Here is a 25,314-nt window from a genome sequence, read left to right on the forward strand (position 1 = left end):
CCCTCACTTGTTCTTTCTAACTGTCACAGATCAATCACACCTTCAAACAAAGGTACTTCATCTCCAAAAATTCTTCAATACCGTAGCGTGAACCTTCACGTCCTAAGCCCGACTCTTTTACCCCGCCAAAAGGGGCCATTTCGTTGCTAATTAAGCCTTCGTTAATGCCCACAATGCCATATTCTAAGGCTTCGGCAACACGCCAGATACGAGAAAGATCTTGGGTGTAAACGTAAGAAGCTAACCCAAACTCAGTGTCATTTGCCATGTTTATCACTTGTTCTTCTGTGTCAAATTTGAATATAGATGCCAACGGAGCGAAAGTTTCGTCTTTTGCCACCAACATAGATTGCGTGACATCACGTAATACCGTTGGCTCAAAGAAGGTACCACCTAAAGCGTGTGTTTTACCACCGATCACTAAACTTGCATCTTTCGTGGTAGCATCAGCAATGTGTTGTTGAATTTTTTTGACCGCACTTTCACTGATCAAAGGTCCAATATTCACGCCTGCTTCATTTGCACTACCCACTTTAAAAGCCGCTACTTTAGTACTGAATTTTTCGATAAAGCATTCGTAAATACCAGTTTGCACATAAATACGATTAGTACATACACAGGTTTGTCCACTATTACGGAATTTTGAAGCCAAAATCCCTTCAATCACGTTATCAAGAGCAGCAGCATCAAATACAAGAGATGGCGCATTACCACCCAATTCAAGTGAAAGTTTTTTCACGGTACTTGTCGATTGTGCCATTAAGATTTTGCCCACTCGAGTTGAACCTGTGAAAGTCACTTTACGTACAATAGGATTTTCAGTGAGCTCTTTACCCACCTCAATCGCATTAGTTGAGGTAATTACATTAAACAATCCAGCTGGAATACCCGCTTGATGTGCTAATTCCGCTAAGGCTAAGGCAGACAGGGGTGTTTCCTGTGCAGGTTTTAACACAATGGCGCAACCTGCTGTAAAGGCGGGAGCTGCTTTGCAGGGTAATCATCGCATTCGGGAAGTTCCAAGGCGTAACCGCAGCCACTACGCCAATCGCTTGTTTAATCACTAATAAGCGATGATTTTCTTTATCTTGTGGCAATACATCACCATAAATCCGTTTTGCCTCCTCCACAAACCATTCGATAAAACTGGCACCATATAAAATCTCGCCACGACTTTCAGTGATCGGTTTACCTTGTTCTAAACTGAGCAATTGGGCTAATTCCCCGTGATTCTCAATGACTAAGTCGTACCAGCGTCGCAATACACTTGCACGCTCTTTAGGTGTCACTTTTTGCCACTGTTTTTGTGCTTTTGCCGCACATTCAATCGCATACTTTGTCTCGCTTACCGTTAAGTCAGGCAACTCACAAATCACCTCATTTGTTGCAGGATTGGTGACGGGAAACGTTCTGTTATTTTTCACCTCCACATATTCGCCATTAATATAAGCTTTAGTTTTAAGTAGAGAAAATCGTTGCATAATGCCTCCCAACAAGCAGTTCATTGCCATAACCTGTTTATGGTCTTGGACAACATTATGCATTTTAACAAGTGGAATGACCTCTTCTCATTGCGCTTTTCTTACTATTGCCTAACCCAATACGCTATAATTTTGCTAAGGATGTTTACAAAATCGACTCATTAAGCATCAAAAATTAAGGAAAATTACTATGCTTACTCTTACGCCAATTCAACAAAATTTCCGTAATTCCATGGCAAAACTAGCTGCTGGAGTGAATATCATCACCACTAACGGCGCAGCTGGAAAATGTGGAATCACTGTAACTGCGGTGTGTTCGGTGACAGATACACCACCCACTGTGATGATCTGTATTAATAAAAACAGTGAAATGAATCCTGTTTTTCAAGCCAATAAACGCCTTTGTATCAATGTGCTCAATGCTGAACAAATTGAATTAGCGCAGCATTTTGCTGGCTTTAAAGACAGTGATATGGACGAGCGTTTTGAATGGGATGTGTGGCAACGCAAAGAGGAGCCAAACGCGCCACCAAGTTTAAACAATGCATTAGCGAACTTAACAGGTACCATTGTTGATATCCGTGATATTGGCACTCATTCTATGTTCTTAGTGGAACTAGAGGATATTCAAGTTAGTGAAAAAGGACAAGCATTAGTCTATTTCTCACGCTATTTCCATCAAGTGGGCGATAAAGAATAGCCTGCTTGCCTGAATAAAAAAGCGACGTAATGATCTCAACATGTCGCTAAAACCAACCGCACTTAGTGCTGCCATCTAACTAAAGTGCGGTCACTTTTTTAATTTTTTCGTTCTAACATATTGATATGACGCGTTGCAGCAATCCAAGCACCGACATACCCTACTAATGTACAAATAATGAGCAAGAACAAAAATTCTGCCAAATTAACGCCGCTTAATTCAAAGGTGACAGCAAAAATATCAGTGACATATTTAACAGCATTCGTGAAATAACCAATCACTACGCTACTAAATAAGCAGGCAAATACCCCGCCTAACACTGCGTAAATCATACCTGTATAAAGAAATGGACGTAAAATAAATTGATCTGTCGCACCTAATAATTTCATCACTTCAATATTAGTTTGGCTGCTGTAAACGTCAGAACGAATACTATTACCAATCACTAAAAATACAGCTAACGTCATCAATACAGCACAAAAAATAGCAACATGTGCAGCTAACCAAGTCAATGCCGTTAATTTTTCTAGCCAATCATTATCTAAACGTACTTCCTGCACGCCTTTGATCTTGTCTAAATTTTGGCGCAGCTCATTACGCTTTTGTGACTGGTTATATTCTTGTGACGGCTTAATGATCACTACCGCAGGTAACGGATTATCATCTAATATATCCAATTCATTATTAAAGCCAGACCAATCACGAAACGCATTTAAACTTTCTTGGCGTGAAATGTAATTTAATGACTCAACACCTGTTTGCTGACGAATTTTTTCTACCACTAAATTAGCATCTTCTTCAGTTAAGGTCTTATGTAAGTAAACCGTTAACTCACTTTCAGGATAAAATTGAGTTGTTGCTTGATGAATATTTTTCCACAATAAATAACTTACAGTAGGAATAGTTAAAGACACACTAATCACTAAAATAGTCAATAACGTACCAAAACGACGTTTAAGCAAATCTGCCCATACTGCACGCAACACATAATGTATTTGCACCCAAAATGGTGCTTGAACACGACGAAAACTCATCACGACTTTCCTCAACGTAAATAACCTTGTTCAAGAATAAGGCAAGGTTTTGGTTTTTGTTGAATAATATTCAAATCATGAGTTGCAATTAATACTGTCATTCCCATTTGATTTAATTCTTCAAACAAACTAAAAATTTCAAAAGACAAGGCATTATCAAGATTGCCTGTCGGTTCATCTGCTAATAATAATTGTGGTTTATGAACAATCGCACGCGCAATATCTACACGTTGTTGCTCACCACCAGATAAATGTACGGGTAAATGATTAGCTCGATCACGTAAACCAACTCGATCGAGTGAAGCAAGGGCACGAGTTTCTGCTTCTTTTGGATGCATACCCGCAATAATGAGGGGTAATGCTACATTATCAACAATAGAACGATCGCCTAATAAACGATAATCCTGATGTACCATGCCAATTTGGCGACGTAAGAAAGGGATTTCATAAGCAGAAAGGCGAGTAATGTCATGACCATTAAACCAAATTTGCCCGCCATTTGCGCGCTCCATCCCCATAATTAATTTCAGCAATGTACTTTTACCTGCACCAGAATGCCCCACAACATAAGTCATACTGCCCACAGGTAAATGAAAACTGATATTTTGTAAAGCAGGTTTGCCACCTAAATAGGCCTTACTCACATTTGAAAATCTAATCATTTTTCATCTACTTCTAATGCGTTTTCACATCAAGATTTGCAATCGCAAAACTCACTTTCCTCAAATAAAACAATTAATCTTCGTGTACAAATAATGCTTCAATAAACTCATCAGCATTAAATTCACGTAAATCTTCAATTTTTTCACCCACACCAATATAACGAATTGGCAAATTAAACTGATCTGCAATAGCAAAAATGACACCACCTTTTGCTGTGCCATCTAATTTAGTAAGGCTAATACCAGTTAATCCCACTGCTTCATGGAACAATTTCGCTTGGCTAATTGCATTTTGCCCAGTACCCGCATCAAGGGTTAACATAATCTCATGTGGTGCAGTTTCATCATATTTTTTCATGACACGCACAATCTTTTTCAATTCATCCATTAAGTTGTTTTTATTCTGTAAACGTCCTGCCGTATCCGCAATTAATACATCAATATTACGTGCAGCCGCAGATTGCATCGCATCAAAAATCACAGAAGCTGAATCGGAACCTGTACTTTGCGCTACTACTGGAATATGATTGCGCTCCCCCCAAACTTGTAGTTGTTCTACCGCAGCCGCACGGAAAGTGTCCCCAGCAGCCAGCATCACCGACTGACCTTCTTGTTGGAATTTTCGCGCCAATTTACCAATTGTTGTCGTCTTACCTACACCATTGACTCCCACCATTAAAATCACATAAGGGTTTTTACTTTGATCGATCACTAAAGGTTGCACAACGGGTTTTAAAATTTCTGCCATTTCCACTTTTAATTGCTGATATAACAATTCAGCGTCCTGTAGCTGTTTATGACTTGCATGTTGTATTAAATTATTGATGATTTTTGTTGTGGTTGGCATACCTAGATCCGCCACCAATAATTGTTCTTCTAACTCTTCAAACAACGCGTCATCAATTTTTTTGCCTAAAAAGAAACTCCGAAAACCTGCACCAATATTCTGTTTCGTTTTTAGCAATCCTTTTACTAAGCGGCTAAAAACCCCCCCTTCACTGGGCTTTTCCTGTTCTCTTACGGCTTCAGGTTGCGGCATAACATCAGCAGATAAGGTTCCTTCTTCAATTTCAGACTGAATTTCTGCGGCTTGTACTTCTAGCTCCACAATAGCCTCTACGACATCTTGTTGTTCTAACGCGGCATGTAGTTCAATCGCCTCTTCGCCCAACACATCTTGCACAACTTCCGTCATCACCTCTTCGACAACATCTGCTTCTTGTACTGCGTTACTGCCTACTGGTAACGCCCCCCCCTCAAAATCGACCGCACTTTTTTCTACTGGCGAATCGACCAATTCCCTTTGTTGCTCCACAACAGTTACTGTTGATTCTGGATCTTGAGACTGTTCTGGTTTAATCAATTCTGCTATGTCAGAATCTTGTTCTAACGCACTCTCTTGCTGTGTTTTTTGCTTACCTAAGCCAAACCAAGACCAAAAGCCACTCTTTTTATTTTCTGTTGACATAATTCTCTCTTAAAATACTTGTTTGATTGATTCATTATAAAGGCAAAAGTTGTTTGATAGTTTACCATCGAATAGATTGACAATAAAAAATTTCCATGTATTTTAAATAAAAATGTGTAGAATATGTACAATCTTAAACAAAATAGGACTTTATGAAATTAAGACTTTACTCAAGGAATAAAAAAATGCAAAAATCATTTCTTACATTAGCAATTGTTGGTCTATCCACAATATTAGTCGCTTGCGGTGGTGGAGGCAGCGGCGGCGGTAACAACCACTCTACCAATCAAGCCAAGCCGATTCAGCCTACGCCAAAACCTGTGCCGCCTTTACCGCCTCAACATAGTGAACCGCAATCAGATAATGGTCAATTGCCACAACCTCCTCAAAGCAATCAGCCAGAGTTGAATCAACCACAACGTGCTCAATGGACTGGAGAATGTCATTCAGCTAGCTTTTGTGCGCCTGATGCAGAGCCAAGTAGTGCAGTAACAGTATATGATTTGACCTTAAAAAGAAATGCTACCCCACAAAATAGCACACCAGATAAACTCGAAAAAACGGAACGACAAATAAAACTCGTATTAGGCGATAATAAAGAGACAGAGTATCAATTTACCCTCTTAGGTTCAGAAGACAATGAAGTTGGTTATTACGGTTATCGAAATACTGTTGGGGCACCAGATCGTAGACAAGTTGAAGTACTCTACGCAGTTAATTCCGATTTTAAGAGCGAAAATCAAAAACCAAACTTCACTGCAAATTACAAGAAAGAAAGAGGATTTATCTATGCTCCAATAGATTCTTCAACAAATAGTATTAAAAATTATGGTGATGTGGATTTAACTTATACAGAAGGAAAACTTTCAGGAAGCATTTATCGTCCACATAATGGTAATTACACTAAAGATAAGATATTTAGTATTGAAACAAGTAAGACTAGTGATGCAGTTATTATTACGCCATTAGAAAACCTTCAAGGTACAATAAGAACTGGTGATAAAGCTGTGCTAAATTACCTTTTTGCTAATTCGACAAAACAAAAACAAGATCATAAATACTTTTTTGGTTCAGCAAAAACAGAAACATGGACAGGTGTCCTTGCTGCAGAAAAACAGGAGCCATCAACAAATCCGAAACCTTAGATAAATTTAAATATATTCTATATCGGCACGAAGGTGTTTTTAAACGCCTTCATTTTTTAAAAATATCTTAACTAAAAAGTAAGTGATTTTTATAACACCCTAAATACACAAAAATAAAATAATAAATATTTTATAACCCCAATAAAAATAACTTATAACCTAAATATTATTCTTATTATTTTAAAAATCTCTATTTTCATAATTTAATTCATATCTGAATAAAAAACAAGGCAATCAAATAATAATAAAATTGAATATCAAAACAACATTATTCCATCTCATAATTCAATCACCCAATAACGCAGTACAAATAATAAAATGTCTCATTCAACTCACTAAATATTCAATTTACAAATAAAAAATATAGTATAAAATAGCCCCCTAATTTTATAAGAAGACATTTAATATTTTTTAATAACAAAAGGACTTGAAAACATGAATAATGTACTTTTTAAAACGAGCTTATTAATTGGGTTATCAACATTAGTGACTGCTTGTGGCAGCGGTAATGGTAATCATACTTCTCATACGTCACCACAACAAACACATCAATCAAATAATACAAATTATCAAAACACAAACACCCAATCACAAAATAGCTCAACGAAACAAATTCAGTCGCGAGTTAATCAACAATACTCTCAATCAAATAAAAAAGAAGAAAATACAGTTTCTAACAAACTTGAAAAGGAAATACTGCAAATAGATACTGCTCAGCAATGGATAGGGCAATGCGTGACTAGTGAATATTGCGGCGATAATAGCTTCAGCAATAAAATCAATGTGTATGATATAAAACATACTGACGATGCAAAACCAGCTGATAGTAATCCAGATAAAACGACAGAAATGGTAACCACAATCACTCTAACCTCTAAAAATACAAGTGGAAATGGGTATAGTTTTACATTATTTGGTAATGATAATTCAGGCTACTACGGTTATCGTCAACGAGCAAATAATGCCCAAGATGGTCGCCATTACGATTTCCTTTATGCAGTAAAAACAGATGTGAATAACAATGAGTTACCGAGTAATTACACAGCTAATTATACCAAAGAAAGAGGATTTATTTATTCTCCATTAAGCCTTTCTTCATCTTCAAGCTCGGATAACTTAATTTTAAAATATGGTAACGTTTATTTAACATATGAAAATGGTAAAATAACGGGAGATATTGAAGATTCACAGAGTAGAGACAAAACTTATCCAACTTTTAAACTTTCTGGCAATGATACCAATTTAATTATCACTTCAACAGATAATGTTCCACCCCCTATTTCACCAAATGAAAAAGGTGTAGTTGAAGTACATTTTATCAACTCTGAAAAAAATACCCACGATTATAAATATTTAGTAGGCACAGGACAAAGTTACCCTGGTACTGGAAAAGTTGGCTGGATTGGCGTAATCTTTGCTGAAAAAAAAAGATAATTGATACAATTCATCATCACTGAGGCGATACACGCCTCTTTTTTATACAAACTAAAATGAAAAAAAAATCACAAAAATTCACTGAGTCAAAAGGCAAAGTCCGCATTATCGCAGGCTTATGGCGAGGTCGGAAGCTACCAGTGTTTCATGCTGAAGGCTTACGACCCACAGGTGATCGCGTTAAAGAAACGTTATTTAATTGGTTGATGCCTTATATTGTTGATACTTACTGTTTAGATTGCTTTGCGGGCAGTGGCTCACTTGGTTTTGAAGCATTATCACGCCAAGCCAAACAAGTGACTTTTCTAGAACTAGATAAAGCAGTTGCCGCACAATTGCACAAAAATTTGCAAGCCTTAAAATGCACAACTGAGCAAGCAAAAGTGATCAATCAAAACAGCTTACAATTTTTAAAATCTGCGCAAAACACACCGTACTTTGATGTAGTTTTTGTCGATCCACCTTTTCATTTTGGTTTGGCACAACAAACCATTGATTTACTCACTCAACATAATTGGCTCAAACCTAATGCATTGATTTATGTGGAAACTGAGAAAAACCAATCGATTGTTGCGCCAACGCATTGGCAAATCTTGAAAGAAAAAATCACTGGACAAGTTTGCTACCGACTTTATTATTCTCATACAACTTCAAACTAGCTTATGGACTTATGGATAAGAAACAACACTTTTTAACTCTTCTTACGACTATGGCATTATGCGGATTCAGTATTTCCCCTACCGTTTTAGCTGAACAAGTGGTCACTGTTGATAACCATCGCCCTGATGAACATTTTCATAAAACACCACAAATACAACCACAATCCCATTTACCAGGCAAATCTAAACAAGATCAAGCACAAGCGCAGCATCTTTCACTGACCTCTGAACAACTACTACAACGCCCTGATTTATTATTACGCGCGCTCATTCCTGTTTTAAGAAATAATGACATGCATGGTGTTGAACTGCTGTTGCCCATTTATGAAAAATTACCTGAAAAAGATCCTTTTTTATTAAAATGGGCAAAAGCAATTGTGGCTAAAAAACAAGGAGATCTGACAGAATCTATTCGCCTTTATCGTGAATTAATTGCCGAACAGCCCTCTCTCCAACCAGCACGTTTACAATTAGCAATTGCATTGATGCATAATCGTGAGTATGAAGCAGCTGAAGGACAATTCAGTCGCTTACGTGCAGAAAATCTACCACCACAGTTAATACAAATTATTGATGGTTACATTAATGCAATCCATGAACAAGATAGCTGGAGTTTTTATAGCGGTGCAAACTATTTACGCGAAAGTAATGTAAATAACGCACCGAAAAAAGGCACTAAGGCAGATGGTTTCACTCCGTCGAGTGAGCCAGAAAGTGCAGAAGGTGTAAGTTATTTCTTTGGTACGAATAAAACTTGGTCACTCAAAAATGGCTTTTTTGCTGAATTTAATACTGACATCAACGGCAAATATTACTGGAATAATCATAAATATGATGAGTTTTCACTACGTGCGGGTTTAGGCGGTGGTTATCGTAATGCCAAAGCTGAAATCAAATTGATTCCTTATATGGAGCAATTTTGGTATGTAGGTGGAGAAAATGCAGATAAAAATGCTAAAACCTTACACCGGTACTCCAAAACTGGTGGCGTATCGTTAGATTTCAGCTACTGGCTAAACCAAAATTGGAAAATATCGACCGCGCTGGAATATGGTGAACAGCGTTATCCAAGCCCTGAACGTAAAAAATCAAACGGGAATTTATATTCCTTATCAAACACGATAATGTACTTCCCAAATAGTCAACAATATTGGTTCGCAGGCGCTGATTTTTATCGCAAAAATGCGAATTGGAAAGCAAATGCCTTTGATCGTCGTGGTATCCGCTTAGGTTGGGGACAAGAATGGCCTAAAGGGATTTCAACACGTTTACAGTTAAACTATGCTAAACGTACATATCATATGCCCTCGGCACCTCAAAATGCTATTTTTGCACCAAGTTTCTTTAAAATCGCACAGAAAAACCATGAATATGGTATGAATTTTACGATTTGGCATCGTAGTATTCACTGGTTAAGTATTACACCTAAAATTACTTGGTCATATCAAAAAACAGACAGTAATAATCCATTCGCACGCTACGATCGTAACCGTGTATATTTAAGTGTAAGTAAAAATTTCTAAGCAAATAAAAATGCCCGACTTTGATATCGGGCATTTTCTTTTTAGAAGCTAAAACTTAAGCTATTTTTTCTAAAATGCTACTTGTACTCATTAGTGAAATATTATTTAAACTTTCTTGAAATCATACATTATTATCCAATTCTCACAAATCAAGCTTCATTTGTAAATTCAACCAAAACTCAGAACTCGTATTAAACAATTTAGCCAACTCAAATGCCATGTCTAAAGATAATTTTGTATTGTTATTAACTATCGCGCTTGCTGTATTTCTATGCACATCCAACAAGAGCTAAATCAGCAATTTTTAAATTTAATGGTATTAAATATTCTGCTAATAAAATATCACCTATAGTTGATGGTTTCTCTTTACTTTATTCATCATTAATCCTCTATTCTATGTTCTATAAAATCATATTTTATATTCATGTTTATCTAATCTAATTTCTGATATTTTTTGTCTACAACGTTCTTTAAATCGAAATATTAAACGGTATTTTCCATTGATTCTTATCGAATAAAGATTATTCCTACCACATTCAGCCATCACCAAAACTATGCTAAAATTCCCTCTACTTTTTCTCAATCATGATTAATTATGTTAGATATTGTTTTATACGAACCTGAGATTCCACAAAATACTGGCAATATTATTCGGTTATGTGCAAATACGGGGTTTCGTTTACATTTAATTGAACCATTAGGCTTTACTTGGGATGATAAGAAATTGCGCCGATCGGGCTTGGATTATCATGAATTTGCCGAAATAAAACGACATAAAACTTTTGACGCATTTTTACAAACAGAACAGCCTAAACGCCTATTTGCATTGACCACGAAAGGCACGCCTGCTCACAGCCAAGTACAATTTGAATTAGGTGATTATTTAATGTTTGGTCCTGAAAGCCGCGGCATTCCTATGGCTATCCTCGATAGCTTACCTACGCAGCAAAAAATTCGGATTCCAATGACAGAAAATAGCCGCAGCATGAATTTATCCAATTCTGTTGCTGTTGCCGTTTATGAAGCTTGGCGTCAACTAAGTTATCTAGGTGCTACTAATGTTATACGCTAAAGCAAAACTTTAAAAAAATAGACCGCACTTTACAAATTGAAGGTCGCCTTAGGCGACCTGACTATTGTTGCAAAATGCGATTCATTGAATCTTGTAATTGCTCTAACATCGCATAGCGCTTACGATACATCGAACGCTTATTACTCGGAATACTCTCCATCTCTTTGATATTGAATTGTACTGGCAATTCCCAGTAATCTTTTAACACGCCTGCTGATTCAGCAAAAATCGCATCATAATCCACCACATAACGTTTACTTTGTACTAAACGCGATTTGTTTTGATACTTATGTGGAATACCTAATAATTTTTGATAACCAAAGGCGTTAGTTAATGCTTTCATTGCTTCCACCATCAAGTATGCTGGACGTAAACCATGACATTTTTTAGTCAGTTGTTTCACAATGTCTTTTGAACCATCAAAATTTGGACCTTGAATCACAGCAATTAATAACGCTTGTTCAACTTTACCAAAAGTTAAAAGATAGATTAGTTCTTGCGTCGGTCTATAACGTAATTCTAGCGCCCAGAAACCTTCCATCGCTTGGTATTGATTAAGATTTAAATAAAGCTCAAAATCCTCTATAACTTCACCAAAACAAATAGGTTGTTGCCACAATTGAGGTAAGCCAAGTGTGGTCAATTTTGCTGGAATAAAATGTAAGTTATCACAAATACTAGCAAAACGTTGTTGTGTATTAAAACGTTTATCTAAGAAACGATGAGCAAGCGGATAACTAAAACTCGCTTTCTTATTGAGCAAATCAACTAAACTTGGATGAGTATTAATAAATTGTTCAAAACGTTTAATATAAGTAAAGTGCAATAATGAACGTAGCTGAAAACGAAAACGTTTTAGACGATAGGATTTTTTGCCTCGATCAGGATATAACGCATGTGGACTTGGCCATTGATATAATTGGTTTGCCATAAAATTCAAATAAGTCAGATTAAAGATGGACTATTTTCGCACAATTTGCTGATCTTTTCATTTTTTTATCTGTATTTATCAGGTATCCTAAGCGCCACAAAGGAGCGTTTATGTCTGACATCAAATTGAATTATCACAAAACTCATTTTCTCACTAGTGCCCCAAATATTCGTGCTTTACCAGAAGATACTGGCATTGAAATTGCTTTTGCTGGTCGCTCAAATGCAGGAAAATCAACAGCGTTAAATGCCTTAACGAATCAAAAAAGTTTAGCACGTACCTCAAAAACACCGGGACGAACTCAATTAATTAACTTATTTGAAGTTGAGCCACAATGTAAGCTAGTGGACTTACCGGGTTATGGTTATGCAGCAGTCCCTGAACAAATGAAGATTCAATGGCAAAAAGCGCTCGGTGAATATTTACAAAAACGGGCATGTTTAGCAGGTCTAGTGGTGTTAATGGATATTCGCCATCCACTCAAAGATCTCGATCAGCAAATGATTGAATGGGCAGTTTCTGCCAATTTACCAGTACTCTTATTGCTGACTAAAGCAGATAAATTAAGTCAAAGTGCCAGAAGTAAACAAGTCAAAATGGTCCGTGAAGCGATTTTACCTTTCCAAGGAGATATCCAAGTAGATGCTTTTTCTGCTTTAAATAAAATTGGTATTGATCGCCTTGCAACAAAATTAGATAGCTGGTTTGCACCACTTTTTGCTGAATAATAATTTGTTTCTGCGATCTAAATCGTAAAAAAGTGTGAAATTCATGAAAAATGAAGCGCACTTTTTTATTCTCTGCAAGTTTTCTTTTTCTAACTTGTGGAGTCAAGGATGTCTCTTGCTATTGTATATAGTCGCGCCTCTATTGGTATACAAGCCCCTTTAGTGACAATTGAAGTGCATTTTAGTAATGGCAAACCGCAATTTAATTTAGTCGGTTTACCAGAAAAAACAGTGAAAGAAGCACAAGATCGGGTACGTAGTGCACTATTAAATGCCCAATTCAAATATCCCGCCAAACGCATTACCGTTAACCTCGCACCAGCAGACTTACCCAAAGAAGGCGGGCGTTTTGATCTACCTATTGCACTTGGTATGCTCGCAGCAGCAGGACAAATTGAAGCACAAAAACTACAACAATTTGAGTTTGTTGGTGAGTTAGCACTTACTGGTGAACTACGTGGTGTACAAGGTGTCATTCCAGCCATTCTTGCCGCTCAAAAAGCAAAACGGAAGTTAATTATAGCCAGCCAAAATGCGAACGAAGCAAGCCTAGTTTCAAACCAACAAACTTATTTCGCCAATAATTTATTAGATGTTGTGAACTTCCTAAATGAACGTATCAATTTGCCTTTAGCTTCGACATTAACAGCACAAAGTGCGGTCGGTTTTTCACAAAAAAATCCGCTGGATTTAACCGATATTATTGGTCAACAACATGCCAAACGCGCTTTAACCATTGCTGCAGCCGGGCAACATAATTTGCTCTTTTTAGGACCGCCAGGTACGGGAAAAACGATGTTGGCAAGTCGCTTAACAATGTTGCTACCTGATATGACAGACCAAGAAGCGATTGAAACTGCCGCAGTAACTAGCCTAGTGCATAATGAATTAAACTTTCATAATTGGAAACAACGCCCTTTTCGCACTCCTCATCATAGCGCATCTATTCCTGCTTTGGTCGGCGGTGGAACTATCCCTAAACCGGGTGAAATTTCACTCGCGCACAATGGCGTTCTTTTTCTCGATGAGTTGCCCGAATTTGACCGCAAAGTCTTAGATGCGCTACGTCAACCATTAGAAAGTGGCAATATTATCATTTCACGAGCTAATGCCAAAATTGAGTTTCCTGCACGTTTTCAATTAGTTGCTGCAATGAACCCTAGCCCAACAGGGCATTATCAAGGCCCTCATAATCGTGCGACTCCGCAACAAGTTATGCGCTATTTAAACCGCCTTTCTGGTCCATTTTTGGATCGTTTTGACTTATCTATCGAAGTACCATTATTACCACAAGGTGCATTACAAAATAACCATAGTGAACGAGGTGAAAGTAGCGTACAAGTGCGCGAGAAAGTATTAAAAGTACGTGAGATTCAACTTAGTCGAGCAGGCAAAATCAATGCATATTTAACCAGTAAAGAAATTGAGCGAGATTGTAAACTCGATAATAAAGATGCGTTGTTTTTAGAAAATGCACTAGCTAAATTAGGCTTATCAGTACGCGCCTATCACCGCATTTTAAAAGTAGCACGCACAATTGCTGATCTCAATAATGAAACACAAATTAATCAAAATCATTTAGCTGAAGCGCTCAGCTATCGAGCAATGGACAGATTATTACAAAAGTTATCCCAGTTGTAAAATGTGCCTATCTATTAAGCAACCTAGCTTATCAGCGCTTAATCATAATGTTTTATACAAAACATTAATAAAATCGACCGCACTTTTACCTTACTGTGGTACTCCTCTTAGCATTGGTACAAATCGATAAGGTGATATTGATGTGGGTGCTGGAATGTCATTAAACAATAAAATAAAAGGTTTTATTGGTACTACTTTTTCATTGCGCCATAAACTCCCAATACCGACTAATTGCACATCGGCTGGTAAATTTTTCAATCCAGCTTGTAAAACAGCAACTGTATTTTTACGCGGATGTCCGATAGCAATTGCAGCACCATGTTTTTGTGCATAATGAACAGCACGCTGAAATTGACGTTGAACATCAGCATATTCATTACTATCATCAAGGAAAATATGGCGTTCAAGGGAAGGTATACCTTGTTCCTTTGCTATTTTGTGCGCAACACTACGCCCAATAGTACGACTATCTAAAAAGAACAAATGTTGTTCTCGTAAAGCTATCATCAGTTTTGTCATCAAATCTACATCAGAAGTTGCAGCGCTTCCCATATGGTTATTCATACCAATTGCATAAGAAACAATGTCTTTCGCTGTTTTTACACGTTGCTTAACTTCCGTTTCAGTTAAGCCTAAAGTTAAACCGCCTGCTTCTATTTTTTGCTGATTTAATGGCTGCATTGGCATATGAATCAATACATCTCGCCCTTGTTGCTGTGCTTGTAAATTACGTTGCTGTGCATGAGGTGCAGAAGGGATAATTGCGACAGAAACCGCTTTCGGCATTGCATAGACTTGCGCATCTTCTTTTTGATGGTAGCCTATATCATCAATCACAATTGCAAGCTTCGCTGCTTGTACTGGAGCAGCAAACAAAATTCCAGCAAAAACGACCGCACTTTTAAGCCCAGCTAAGATCAACTTACTCATTTCAACCAACCTACTGGATTGACTGCCACGCCTTTACGGCGAATTTCAAAATATAACCCTGATTGTGATTGTCCCCCACTGGTTCCGACTTCGGCAATCTTCTGTCCCGCTTTAACAAATTGCCCTTCTTTTACTGTGACCGATTGATTATAACCATATAAACTTAAATCATTTTCACCATGCTTTACAATCACCATCAAACCATAGCCTTGTAACCAACTAGCTAAAATGACGCGTCCATCAGCAATTGATTTCACTGTCGTACCAGCAGCTGCGCTAATTACCATTCCTTTCCAGCGCAATTCACCCATTTGTATTGAACCAAAACTATTTAAAATCTTGCCGACTACAGGATAAACATATTGTTTATTGGGTTTACCCAACCCACTTGCACTTGCCATCAATTGCTTTTCTTGTGCTGTTGGTTTATAAGGCTTTTGTGTTTTCTTTTCTTCTGCTTGTTTTTTCTGTGCATAGACCTCACGCTCACGTTGCTCTTGCTGGCGAGCCGCTTGTTCAGCACGTTGAATCTCTTGGCGTAACGCATTTTCATTAGCACGCAATGTTTCTAAACGTGTTTCATCACGTGATAAATTACGATTCAATTGATTTAAAGTTGATTGGCGTTCTTGCTGAACTTTTTGTAATTCTTGTTGCTGCTTTTTTTGTATTGATAATTGCGTTTGCTGTGCTTTTTGCTGCTCAATGATTAATTCTTTATCTTTCGCTAATTGCGTCTGAGTTGCTTTTAATTCATCAATAAGAGCGACACGCACTTGGTTTATATGCGCATAATATTGCTTCATCCGATCCGCATTTTTCGCCTCATCAGAAAGCATTCGCTCTAATGTTGATGGATTCGCACCAGAGCGATAAGCAGAATCCAGTTGTTTCGCAAGCTTCTGTTTTTGCTCTTTTTCTTGTTGTTCTAAACGCTTAATTTGTTTATCCGTTTCATTAATTTGCTTACGGATTTCTTTTAAATCTATTTCAGTTTGGCGCAATTGACCAATTACATTATTAATCTGATTTTCTTGCATTTTTAATGTCGACTGAAGCTTTTGCTGCTCTTTTTTTTGCTCTGCAATTTTTTGTTCTTGTTGTTTAATTTGTTTTTGAATTTGCGACAAATCATTTGCTTGTACTGAAATAGCAACACATAAGCAACCACCAAAAAGTACAGTTAAGATTTTACGCATTTTATACTTATCCAATAAAAACCACATTGCTAAACTTTCCTTTAATCAATTTCCATTTAACTATACCATTATTTAGCCAACCGCTCTAAAGCTAATTTTCCCTTAAATTTTTGCGACAGATCAGGAAATCAAAGTATTTTCCTTTCAAAGGCACAGCTTTTTTGCTATAACTTGCGATATTATTTTTCATTAACATTGAGGAGATTTTCTATGGAATTGGTCTTTATTCGTCACGGTTTCAGTGAGTGGAATGCAAAAAACTTATTCACTGGTTGGCGCGATGTCAACTTAACTGAACGCGGTATCGAGGAAGCAAAGTCAGCAGGTAAAAAATTACTTGAAGCAGGCTTTGAATTTGATATTGCGTTTACATCTGTGTTAACTCGTGCAATCAAAACTTGTAATATCGTGCTAGAAGAATCTAACCAACTTTGGATTCCACAAGTGAAAAACTGGCGTTTAAATGAGCGTCACTACGGTGCATTACAAGGTTTAGATAAAAAGGCTACTGCAGAACAATACGGTGATGAACAAGTTCATATTTGGCGTCGTTCTTACGATATTTCTCCTCCAGATTTAGATCCTCAAGATCCACATTCTGCACATAATGACCGTCGTTATGCACATTTACCAAGCGATGTAGTGCCAGATGCTGAAAACTTAAAAATCACACTTGAGCGTGTATTACCATTCTGGGAAGATCAAATTGCACCAGCATTACTTTCGGGCAAACGCGTTCTTGTAACAGCGCACGGTAACTCATTACGTGCATTAGCAAAACATATTGAAGGTATTTCCGATGCTGACATTATGGATTTAGAAATCCCAACAGGTCAGCCATTAGTGTACAAATTAGATGACAATTTAAAAGTAGTTGAAAAATACTATCTTTAATTACTAAAACGAAGAGATAAAAAATCGGGACTGTTGTCCCGATTTTTGTGCTTATTTGTTTTAAAGTGCGGTCACTTTTATTGTACTTTTAATCTACTAAAATGCATTACTTAAACTACGATGTAAATCTTGGACAGAATACACTTCCGAATCCTCTGAATATCCTACACTTTCAACCAGTGCTTCTGCTTCAGCAAGGGTGGTTTGTAAAAAGACTTTTTGCTGTAATGCACTACGACGAATAGCATGACCATCCGTGACAGTTTCCGCTAAACCACTTACTGTATTTATCACCATCGCAATCTCACTATTTTTAATGGCATCAACAATATTTGGGCGACCCTCTCGTACTTTGTTAATGATTTGCACAAAAACACCATTTTCACGCAAGAATTTCGCGGTACCTAAAGTTGCACATAAACCATAGCCTGCTTCTTGTAATTTACGCGCAATTGATAATAAACGCGGCTTATCTGCATCATTTACTGACAAGAACACTTTTCCTGTTTTTGGAATACGCTCATTTGCACCTAACTGTGCTTTCAAAAATGCTTCAGCAAACGTTTTACCAACACCCATCACTTCACCTGTTGAGCGCATTTCAGGTCCTAATACTGTATCAACGCCTGGGAACTTGATGAAGGGGAATACTGCCTCTTTTACCGAATAAAAGTGTGGGATAATTTCACCCTGAATACCTTGTTGCTTCAAGCTGATGCCTGCCATGACACGTGCCGCAATTTTTGCTAGGGGGCGACCTGTCGCTTTACTGACAAATGGCACTGTACGGCTTGCACGAGGATTCACTTCAAGCACATAAATAACACTATCTTGTACTGCAAATTGGACATTCATTAAACCTTTCACGCCCAAAGCAAAAGCCATTTCAGTCGTTTGACGACGAATTTCATCTTGTACTGTCTGGCTTAATGAATGAGGTGGTAATGAGCACGCAGAATCACCACTGTGAATGCCCACTTGCTCAATATGTTGCATAATACCGCCAATAACGACATCCTCACCATCACAAATACAATCCACATCTACTTCGATTGCATTGTTTAAGAAATGGTCTAGAAGAATCGGGCTATCATTAGATACTGATACGGCTTCACGCATATAACGCTCCAACTCTGTTACGTTATACACAATTTGCATCGCTCGCCCACCTAGCACATAAGATGGACGGACCACTAATGGATAGCCCACTTCTTCCGCTAATTTCACTGCTTCTTCTGCATTGCGTGCAGTACGGTTAATTGGCTGCTTTAAGTTTAATTTGTGCAAAACTTGTTGGAAACGTTCTCGGTCTTCTGCTGCATCAATGCTATCTGCTGATGTACCGATAATGTTTACACCATTGGCATGTAAATCATTAGCCAGTTTCAATGGAGTTTGACCGCCATAATGTAAAATCACACCATAAGGCTTCTCTACATGAATAATTTCCAGTACATCTTCGAGCGTTAATGGCTCAAAATAAAGACGATCTGATGTATCAAAATCCGTTGACACCGTTTCTGGGTTACAATTCACCATAATAGTTTCAAAGCCACTTTCACGTAAAGCAAGGGAAGCATGCACACAACAATAATCAAATTCAATCCCTTGCCCAATTCGGTTTGGCCCACCACCTAAGATCATGATTTTCTTTTTATCTGATGGACGGCTTTCACATTCTTCTTCATAGGTAGAATAAAGATATGCGGTATCAGAAGTAAATTCACCGGCACAAGTATCGACTCGCTTATAAACAGGATGTAAATTTAACGAAATACGTTTATTTCTGACCGCACTTTCTGTTGATTTAGTCAGTTGCGCAATACGTTTATCAGAAAAACCCTTGCGTTTTAAACGACGAAGTTCGACATAATCCAGTTCAGCTAAACTGCGTTTTTCAAGTGCTAATTCTTCTAATACCAAATCTTGAATTTGGATTAAAAACCAAGGATCAATTTTGCTGTAATGCTGCACTTCATCTAAGCTAAAACCTGCACCAAAGGCATCGGCGACATATAAAATACGGATCGGTCCGGGATTACCTAATTCTTGACGAATTTTCTCCGGCTCTTCAGACATGAGATTAAAACCGCAAATCCCTGTTTCTAAACCCCGTAACGCTTTTTGCAATGATTCTTGGAAAGTACGTCCCATCGCCATCACTTCACCCACCGATTTCATTTGCGTCGTTAAACGATCATCCGCTTGCGGGAATTTCTCAAAAGCAAAACGTGGCACTTTAGTCACCACATAGTCAATCGACGGTTCAAAGGAAGCAGGAATTAAACCACCAGTAATATCATTGCGTAATTCATTTAAAGTATAGCCAACTGCTAATTTAGCTGCGACTTTAGCAATTGGGAAACCAGTTGCTTTTGAGGCAAGCGCAGAAGAACGACTTACACGAGGGTTCATTTCAATCACTATCATCTCGCCATTGGCAGGATTAATCGCAAACTGCACATTTGAACCACCCGTATCCACACCAATTTCACGTAACACCGCAAGGCTAGCATTACGCATGATCTGGTATTCTTTATCGGTTAAGGTTTGCGCCGGTGCAACAGTAATAGAATCCCCTGTATGTACGCCCATTGGATCGAAATTTTCAATCGAACACACGATAATACAGTTATCCGCTTTATCTCGCACCACTTCCATTTCATATTCTTTCCAACCTAACACCGATTGTTCGATCAATAATTCATGTGTAGGTGATGCATCAAAACCACGCTCACAAATTGCCATAAACTCATCTTTATTATAAGCGATACCACCACCTGAACCGCCCATCGTAAAAGATGGACGAATCAAGGTCGGAAAACCGACTTCTGCTTGCGCTGCCCAAGCTTCTTCAAAGGTATGACAAACAAAGGATTTTGGTGAGCTTAAACCAATTTTTTCCATTGCTTCTTTAAAGCGTCCACGGTCTTCCGCTTTATCAATCGCATCTTCTGTCGCACCAATAAGCTCCACATTGTATTTTTTCAACACACCGTTTTTGGATAAATCCAATGCGCAATTTAATGCAGTTTGTCCCCCCATCGTAGGTAAAATCGCATCTGGTCGTTCTTTTTCGATGATTTTCTCAACCGTACGCCACTCAATCGGCTCAATATAGGTCACATCCGACATATTCGGATCTGTCATAATTGTCGCTGGATTGGAATTGACTAACACCACTTTATAGCCTTCTTCACGCAAAGCTTTACACGCCTGTGCGCCTGAATAATCAAATTCACACGCTTGACCAATCACAATAGGACCCGCGCCGATGATTAATATCGTATTTATATCTGTACGTTTTGGCATTTTTGTTCTCTCTCTGTAAAACGATTAAAAATTTAACCGCACTTTTATTTTGTTTATCTTGAAATAGTATAAATGCTGGATATTTATCCTATCTATCGGACATTCTAATCTACCAGTGTCATTTACTTTTTACTTTCATCAGTATAAACACTGACATAATTAACCATTTACTCAATAACCATATAATGGTGCGAATTCATCTTTCTCTGGATCATCATTCCAAACATATTCTGTCTGATTTGCTATTTGCCGAGCTAATGCTTCACTGTAATGATCACGTATAAAACCTAATGTCATATCCATCCCAGCAGAAATACCCGATGAAGTATAAAATTTGTTATCTTTTACCCAACGAGCAACTGTCTTCCACTTCACATCAGGATTAACCTGACGGACCCATTCAAACGCTAGTTTATTGGAAGTTGCATATTTTCCGTTAAGTTGTTTCGTCGCAGCAAGCAAGGCTGAACCAGTACAAACACTAAGACAAAACCTAGCGTCTTTGACTAATTGGGTTAACCAAGTTAAAAATGACGTATCTCCAACTAATTGGCGTGTACCTTGCCCACCGGGAATCAACAATATACTTTTTTCCAGCAAACATGTGATAGAAACCGTATCTGTTTTAAAACCTTGATAACTTTTAATAAGCCCACCTTGCTTGGAAATATAATGAAGCTGAACATTTGGAATACGAAATAAAAACTCAACAGGCCCCATTAAATCTAACGTTTCATAGTCATCAAATAATAAGCAATAAATATTCATTTTTTCTTAACAAGACCTCTTCGTTATTCCACAATTCTTATCTATACCATCAATTTTAAGGATAAAATTCTGTAAGTGCCTTGACTAAGTTTTTTTCATTCATTTCTGATTGCTTTTCCGCACTGATATAAACTTTAGCAAAACCTTTATTCTCCTTTGTACCCAAAACATAAATTGCATAGCGTGATCCATTGTTAAAATCACAAGTGGCATAAGGAATATTTTGATAAGTTTTATATTGAAGCTGGCAATCCTTTTTACGATATTGTGTTTCCTTGGCATACCAATCTTTGACAAATTGACTGGCATAGCTTTCTGGAATATTTAAGCGGTCAACAATGATCATATGACCAGAACGATCATAAGGTACATATTGATACAAACCTGAGTTAGCAGATAATTCAGCTACGGCTAATTGATAATTCTTACCTTGAAACACTTTATCATTGGAGTTAACACATGCAGTTAAGCCCAATATTCCAATCATTAACATGAATTTTGCTTTCATTTAGTTCTCCTTTAATTATTCATATTTAATAAACATCACCAGCATCAGTTTCTAACAGATAATGATGAGACAAATTCAGTTGTTGATATCATACAAATGCAGCGTCAATTGTAGAATGACCAGCGAAAGACAATTCATGATCGAGAGTAGAAATACGCAATTTTTGCACCGCACTTTGATGACAAGCCCGCTGTACAAATACGACTCCAGACAAATTAAATTGACGTACAATGAGTTACATTTGCTCATCAGTTAAACCATCTGCTTGCGGAAAAACAGCCAACGGATTACTACCAAAATGGCTTTCAGCAAGTACATTGATTAGCTGATATGTACAGGGTATTAACATCATTAAGCCTCATATACTAAACGCAAAGTGCGGTCACTATTTGATAAATTTTGCATAGATCGCTGCTATCTATCTAATTTTCTATGCAAGTTTCACTATATTTCTATTGATAATACAGTAAGCTAAGAATTAACTCTGACTTAACTTTGCTTTACGCATTTCATTAATAAATTTATCAAATAAATAAGCCACATCATTCGGACCTGGGCTTGCCTCTGGATGACCTTGGAATGAAAAGGCAGATTGATTGTTTAACTCAATGCCTTGTACTGAGTGATCAAATAAAGAACGATGTGTCACACGCACATTACTTGGTAAGCTTGCCTCATCCACTTCAAAACCATGATTTTGACTCGTAATAAATACTTTTTGTGAATCTAGATCTTGTACAGGATGGTTTGCACCGTGATGACCGAATGGCATTTTCTTGGTTTTTCCACCTGCTGCTAAACCGAGTAATTGATGACCTAGGCAAATGCCAAAAATCGGTTTTTTACTGATTAATAATTTTTGAATAGCAGTAATCGCATAATCACAAGGTTCAGGATCACCAGGACCGTTAGAAAGAAAAATACCATCAGGGTTTAGCGCAATCACTTCTTCTGCACTTGTTTGGGCTGGTACTACGGTAATTTTGCAACCGCGCTCAGCAAGCATTCTTAAAATATTGTGTTTTACACCAAAATCATAAGCCACAATGTGAAATTCTGGTTGGGTCTGTTCAACAAAACCTTTACCTAATTGCCATTCACCTGATGTCCAAACAAATGCTTCCTCGCTCGTCACTGCTTGAGCTAAATCTTTACCTGTCATCGAACCAAAACTTTTCGCTAGTTCGAGGGCCTTTGCGATATCAACTTCACCAGTCATGATACAACCCGCTTGCGTACCTTTATCACGTAAAAGACGAGTTAAACGACGCGTATCAATATCCGCAATAGCCACAACATTATTATGTTGTAAGTAATCACTTAGACTCATTTCAGCACGGAAATTACTGTGTAACAAAGGGAGATCACGAATAATTAAACCAGCAGCATAAACATGATTAGATTCACAATCTTCCTGATTAGTGCCAGTATTACCGATATGAGGATAAGTTAATGTAACGATTTGTTTGAAATAAGAAGGGTCAGTGAGGATTTCTTGATAGCCGGTCATTGAGGTATTAAACACAACTTCACCAATAGTATAACCTTGCACACCAATTGAGCTACCATGGAAAACACTACCATCTGCCAATACCAAAATTGCTGGTTCAGACATAAATTACTCCTAATTTGTTTTGGTTGAACACTTACGAATGTTCATTAACCACAATCTAGTAAAATTCACGAAAAATCGACCGCACTTTACGGCATCGTGAAAACTAAATCGTGTCTGAAAATTAACTTAATCTAAAGAAATAGCTTCCTGAAAGTTAAACTTTGCAATTCTAATGGACGATACGCAACTATTCAAGTAATTTCGCAAACGTTTAAATGCATATTTATTTACAAATAATGCATAAAAATACAATTAATTGCAAGTTTATTATGTGTATACAAATTGTTTTGTAGTTATGAGTTAACTTGATAGAATGAGATGTCTTTTAATCTTAAAGTGAGTAGATATGAAAAATACCAAATTTCTCGCGACAATTTTCTTGGCATCTGCTGTATTAAACGGATGTGCAACAATTGATTCGCAAACTGGCGAACGTAAAGATCCATTAGAAGGCTTCAACCGCACCATGTGGGATTTTAACTACAAAGTAGTTGATCCTTACCTGCTGAAACCAGTGGCAACAGGCTGGAAAGAATATGTGCCAACACCAGTAAAATCAGGTTTAACCAATGTTACAAATAATTTAGATGAACCTGCCAGTTTTGTGAATCGTTTACTATCAGGCGATTTCAAAAAAGCAATGGTGCATTTTAACCGATTCTGGATTAACACAGTATTTGGGCTAGGTGGTTTAATTGATGTAGCAAGTTACAGCGATCCATTAAAAATCGAAAATAATAGCCGCTTTGGTGATACATTAGGTCGATATGGTGTAGAAACAGGTTCTTATGTCATGCTACCGCTTTATGGTCCTGCAACGCCACGCCAGGATATTGGTAATCTGGCAGACACAACTTATCCAATGCTCTCCTTACTGGGTCCTTGGGGATTAGTGAAGTGGGGAATTCAAGGTATTGATAGCCGTGCAAATGCGTTAGATAAAGAAGCACTTTTAGAACAATCGCAAGATCCTTATATCACTTTCCGCGAAGCTTACTTCCAAAATTTAGAATACCGAGTAAAAGACGGGAAAGTCAACGCACCAGAGCAAGATCTATCACAAGATATTTTAAATGAAATTGACTAACAGGAATATATTATGGAAATGACCTCAACCCAACGTCTAATTTTAGCAAACCAATACAAATTAATGGGTTTATTAGATAGCCAAAACGCCTCAAAATACCAACGCTTAGAAGCAATCGTCAAAGGTGGTTTTGCATTAGAATTAAAAGAACTCGATAAAGAATTCTCTAATTTATCAGAAAATGAATGTCAAATGGTATTAGATACGCTAGAAATGTACCATGCATTACAAGTGTCTTACAATAATTTAAGCGATAAATCAGCACTCACGCCACATCGTTTACAATTTGCTGGCTACTGTGCTGTACGTGAGAAAAAATACCTTAATTACCTTCGTTTTATTACAGGTATTGAAGGCAAATACCAAGAGTTCATGCGTTGTGAACACGGTTGTGATTCTCAAGTACCAATGTGGGACAAATACACACGTATGCTAGACACATGGCGCAAATGTCCACATGGTTATCATTTAAGTATGACCGAAATCCAAAACATCTTAAATTCATAATGCCTTAATGATTGGT

Annotated in this window: 21 protein-coding genes and 3 pseudogenes; 11 read left to right on the plus strand and 13 right to left on the minus strand. The window is 37.5% G+C overall.

Annotation, left to right across the window (positions count from 1 at the left end; all coding sequences use genetic code 11):
• Positions 1–34: 34 nt before the first annotated feature.
• Positions 35–1,481: pseudogene (locus C0975_RS10750) on the minus strand (NAD-dependent succinate-semialdehyde dehydrogenase).
• A gap of 190 nt (positions 1,482–1,671) precedes the next feature.
• Between C0975_RS10750 and hpaC the strand changes: the two are divergent.
• Positions 1,672–2,181 (plus strand): 4-hydroxyphenylacetate 3-monooxygenase, reductase component, encoded by a 510-nt coding sequence (gene hpaC, locus C0975_RS10755; RefSeq protein WP_101776376.1) that lies wholly within the window; start codon positions 1,672–1,674, stop codon positions 2,179–2,181.
• A gap of 98 nt (positions 2,182–2,279) precedes the next feature.
• Here the strand turns inward: hpaC and ftsX are convergent, their stop codons facing one another.
• From ftsX to ftsY, 3 genes are all read right to left on the minus strand, one after another.
• Complete coding sequence (gene ftsX, locus C0975_RS10760; protein WP_101776377.1) at positions 2,280–3,215, minus strand: permease-like cell division protein FtsX; 936 nt, start codon at positions 3,213–3,215, stop codon at positions 2,280–2,282.
• Positions 3,216–3,226: 11 nt separating this feature from the next.
• The gene (gene ftsE, locus C0975_RS10765; protein ID WP_101776378.1) at positions 3,227–3,877 is read right to left on the minus strand and encodes a cell division ATP-binding protein FtsE; all 651 of its coding nucleotides are present in this window, start codon (positions 3,875–3,877) and stop codon (positions 3,227–3,229) included.
• A gap of 73 nt (positions 3,878–3,950) precedes the next feature.
• The gene (gene ftsY / locus C0975_RS10770; RefSeq protein ID WP_101776379.1) at positions 3,951–5,345 is read right to left on the minus strand and encodes a signal recognition particle-docking protein FtsY; all 1,395 of its coding nucleotides are present in this window, start codon (positions 5,343–5,345) and stop codon (positions 3,951–3,953) included.
• 185 nt (positions 5,346–5,530) lie between these two features.
• On the opposite strand from ftsY, the gene C0975_RS10775 reads away from it, so the two are divergent.
• The 4 genes from C0975_RS10775 to C0975_RS10790 all read left to right on the plus strand — a co-directional run bounded on the left by C0975_RS10775 (position 5,531) and on the right by C0975_RS10790 (position 10,106).
• Entirely contained in the window at positions 5,531–6,490 is a 960-nt protein-coding gene (locus C0975_RS10775; protein WP_101776380.1) for a hypothetical protein, read from the plus strand.
• A 435-nt stretch (positions 6,491–6,925) separates the two neighbouring features.
• Positions 6,926–7,924 carry a hypothetical protein gene (locus tag C0975_RS10780; RefSeq protein ID WP_101776381.1) on the plus strand — a complete coding sequence of 333 codons (999 nt, stop codon included), beginning with the start codon at positions 6,926–6,928 and terminating at the stop codon, positions 7,922–7,924.
• Between the two features lie 56 nt (positions 7,925–7,980).
• Complete coding sequence (gene rsmD, locus C0975_RS10785) at positions 7,981–8,583, plus strand: 16S rRNA (guanine(966)-N(2))-methyltransferase RsmD (protein WP_101776382.1); 603 nt, start codon at positions 7,981–7,983, stop codon at positions 8,581–8,583.
• A gap of 11 nt (positions 8,584–8,594) precedes the next feature.
• Entirely contained in the window at positions 8,595–10,106 is a 1,512-nt protein-coding gene (locus C0975_RS10790; protein ID WP_101776383.1) for a surface lipoprotein assembly modifier, read from the plus strand.
• Between the two features lie 55 nt (positions 10,107–10,161).
• On the opposite strand, the pseudogene C0975_RS10795 reads toward C0975_RS10790, so the two are convergent.
• Positions 10,162–10,456 (minus strand): annotated as a pseudogene (locus C0975_RS10795) (HigA family addiction module antitoxin).
• 245 nt (positions 10,457–10,701) lie between these two features.
• Between C0975_RS10795 and trmL the strand changes: the two are divergent.
• Positions 10,702–11,178 (plus strand): tRNA (uridine(34)/cytosine(34)/5-carboxymethylaminomethyluridine(34)-2'-O)-methyltransferase TrmL, encoded by a 477-nt coding sequence (gene trmL / locus C0975_RS10800; protein WP_101776384.1) that lies wholly within the window; start codon positions 10,702–10,704, stop codon positions 11,176–11,178.
• Between the two features lie 61 nt (positions 11,179–11,239).
• Here the strand turns inward: trmL and C0975_RS10805 are convergent, their stop codons facing one another.
• Positions 11,240–12,109, minus strand: coding sequence for a VirK/YbjX family protein (locus C0975_RS10805; protein ID WP_101776385.1), 870 nt, complete (start codon positions 12,107–12,109; stop codon positions 11,240–11,242).
• A gap of 110 nt (positions 12,110–12,219) precedes the next feature.
• On the opposite strand from C0975_RS10805, the gene yihA reads away from it, so the two are divergent.
• A complete protein-coding gene (gene yihA / locus C0975_RS10810; RefSeq protein ID WP_101776386.1) occupies positions 12,220–12,837 on the plus strand; it encodes a ribosome biogenesis GTP-binding protein YihA/YsxC in 618 nt (205 codons plus the stop codon).
• A 108-nt stretch (positions 12,838–12,945) separates the two neighbouring features.
• The gene (locus C0975_RS10815; protein ID WP_101776387.1) at positions 12,946–14,478 is read left to right on the plus strand and encodes a YifB family Mg chelatase-like AAA ATPase; all 1,533 of its coding nucleotides are present in this window, start codon (positions 12,946–12,948) and stop codon (positions 14,476–14,478) included.
• A 90-nt stretch (positions 14,479–14,568) separates the two neighbouring features.
• On the opposite strand, the gene C0975_RS10820 is transcribed toward C0975_RS10815, so the two are convergent.
• Together C0975_RS10820 and envC are read right to left on the minus strand one after the other, a co-directional pair.
• Positions 14,569–15,408, minus strand: a complete 840-nt coding sequence (locus tag C0975_RS10820) for a divergent polysaccharide deacetylase family protein (RefSeq protein ID WP_101776388.1) — start codon at positions 15,406–15,408, stop codon at positions 14,569–14,571.
• Positions 15,405–16,634 carry a murein hydrolase activator EnvC gene (gene envC / locus C0975_RS10825; protein ID WP_101776389.1) on the minus strand — a complete coding sequence of 410 codons (1,230 nt, stop codon included), beginning with the start codon at positions 16,632–16,634 and terminating at the stop codon, positions 15,405–15,407. Before envC ends, C0975_RS10820 begins: the two co-directional genes overlap by 4 nt.
• Positions 16,635–16,817: 183 nt before the next feature.
• Between envC and C0975_RS10830 the strand changes: the two genes are divergently transcribed.
• Positions 16,818–17,501 (plus strand): 2,3-diphosphoglycerate-dependent phosphoglycerate mutase, encoded by a 684-nt coding sequence (locus tag C0975_RS10830; protein WP_046339903.1) that lies wholly within the window; start codon positions 16,818–16,820, stop codon positions 17,499–17,501.
• A 96-nt stretch (positions 17,502–17,597) separates the two neighbouring features.
• On the opposite strand, the gene carB is transcribed toward C0975_RS10830, so the two are convergent.
• The 5 genes and pseudogenes from carB to carA all read right to left on the minus strand — a co-directional run bounded on the left by carB (position 17,598) and on the right by carA (position 23,704).
• Positions 17,598–20,813, minus strand: coding sequence for a carbamoyl-phosphate synthase large subunit (carB, locus tag C0975_RS10835; protein ID WP_101776390.1), 3,216 nt, complete (start codon positions 20,811–20,813; stop codon positions 17,598–17,600).
• Between the two features lie 171 nt (positions 20,814–20,984).
• The gene (locus C0975_RS10840) at positions 20,985–21,581 is read right to left on the minus strand and encodes a DJ-1/PfpI family protein (protein WP_101776391.1); all 597 of its coding nucleotides are present in this window, start codon (positions 21,579–21,581) and stop codon (positions 20,985–20,987) included.
• A 55-nt stretch (positions 21,582–21,636) separates the two neighbouring features.
• A complete protein-coding gene (locus C0975_RS10845; protein ID WP_101776392.1) occupies positions 21,637–22,089 on the minus strand; it encodes a hypothetical protein in 453 nt (150 codons plus the stop codon).
• 91 nt (positions 22,090–22,180) lie between these two features.
• Positions 22,181–22,438: pseudogene (locus C0975_RS11760) on the minus strand (PhzF family phenazine biosynthesis protein); the annotation flags it as partial.
• A 129-nt stretch (positions 22,439–22,567) separates the two neighbouring features.
• Positions 22,568–23,704: a glutamine-hydrolyzing carbamoyl-phosphate synthase small subunit gene (gene carA, locus C0975_RS10850; protein ID WP_101776393.1), complete on the minus strand. Its 1,137-nt coding sequence runs from the start codon at positions 23,702–23,704 to the stop codon at positions 22,568–22,570.
• Between the two features lie 346 nt (positions 23,705–24,050).
• Here carA and C0975_RS10855 point away from each other — a divergent pair, with 346 nt between their 5' ends.
• Positions 24,051–24,791, plus strand: coding sequence for an MlaA family lipoprotein (locus C0975_RS10855; protein ID WP_101776394.1), 741 nt, complete (start codon positions 24,051–24,053; stop codon positions 24,789–24,791).
• Positions 24,792–24,803: 12 nt separating this feature from the next.
• A complete protein-coding gene (locus tag C0975_RS10860) occupies positions 24,804–25,298 on the plus strand; it encodes a YfbU family protein (protein WP_101776395.1) in 495 nt (164 codons plus the stop codon).
• Positions 25,299–25,314 lie beyond the last annotated feature (16 nt).

The organism is Pasteurella oralis (assembly GCF_002850605.1).
Lineage (GTDB): Bacteria > Pseudomonadota > Gammaproteobacteria > Enterobacterales > Pasteurellaceae > Pasteurella > Pasteurella oralis.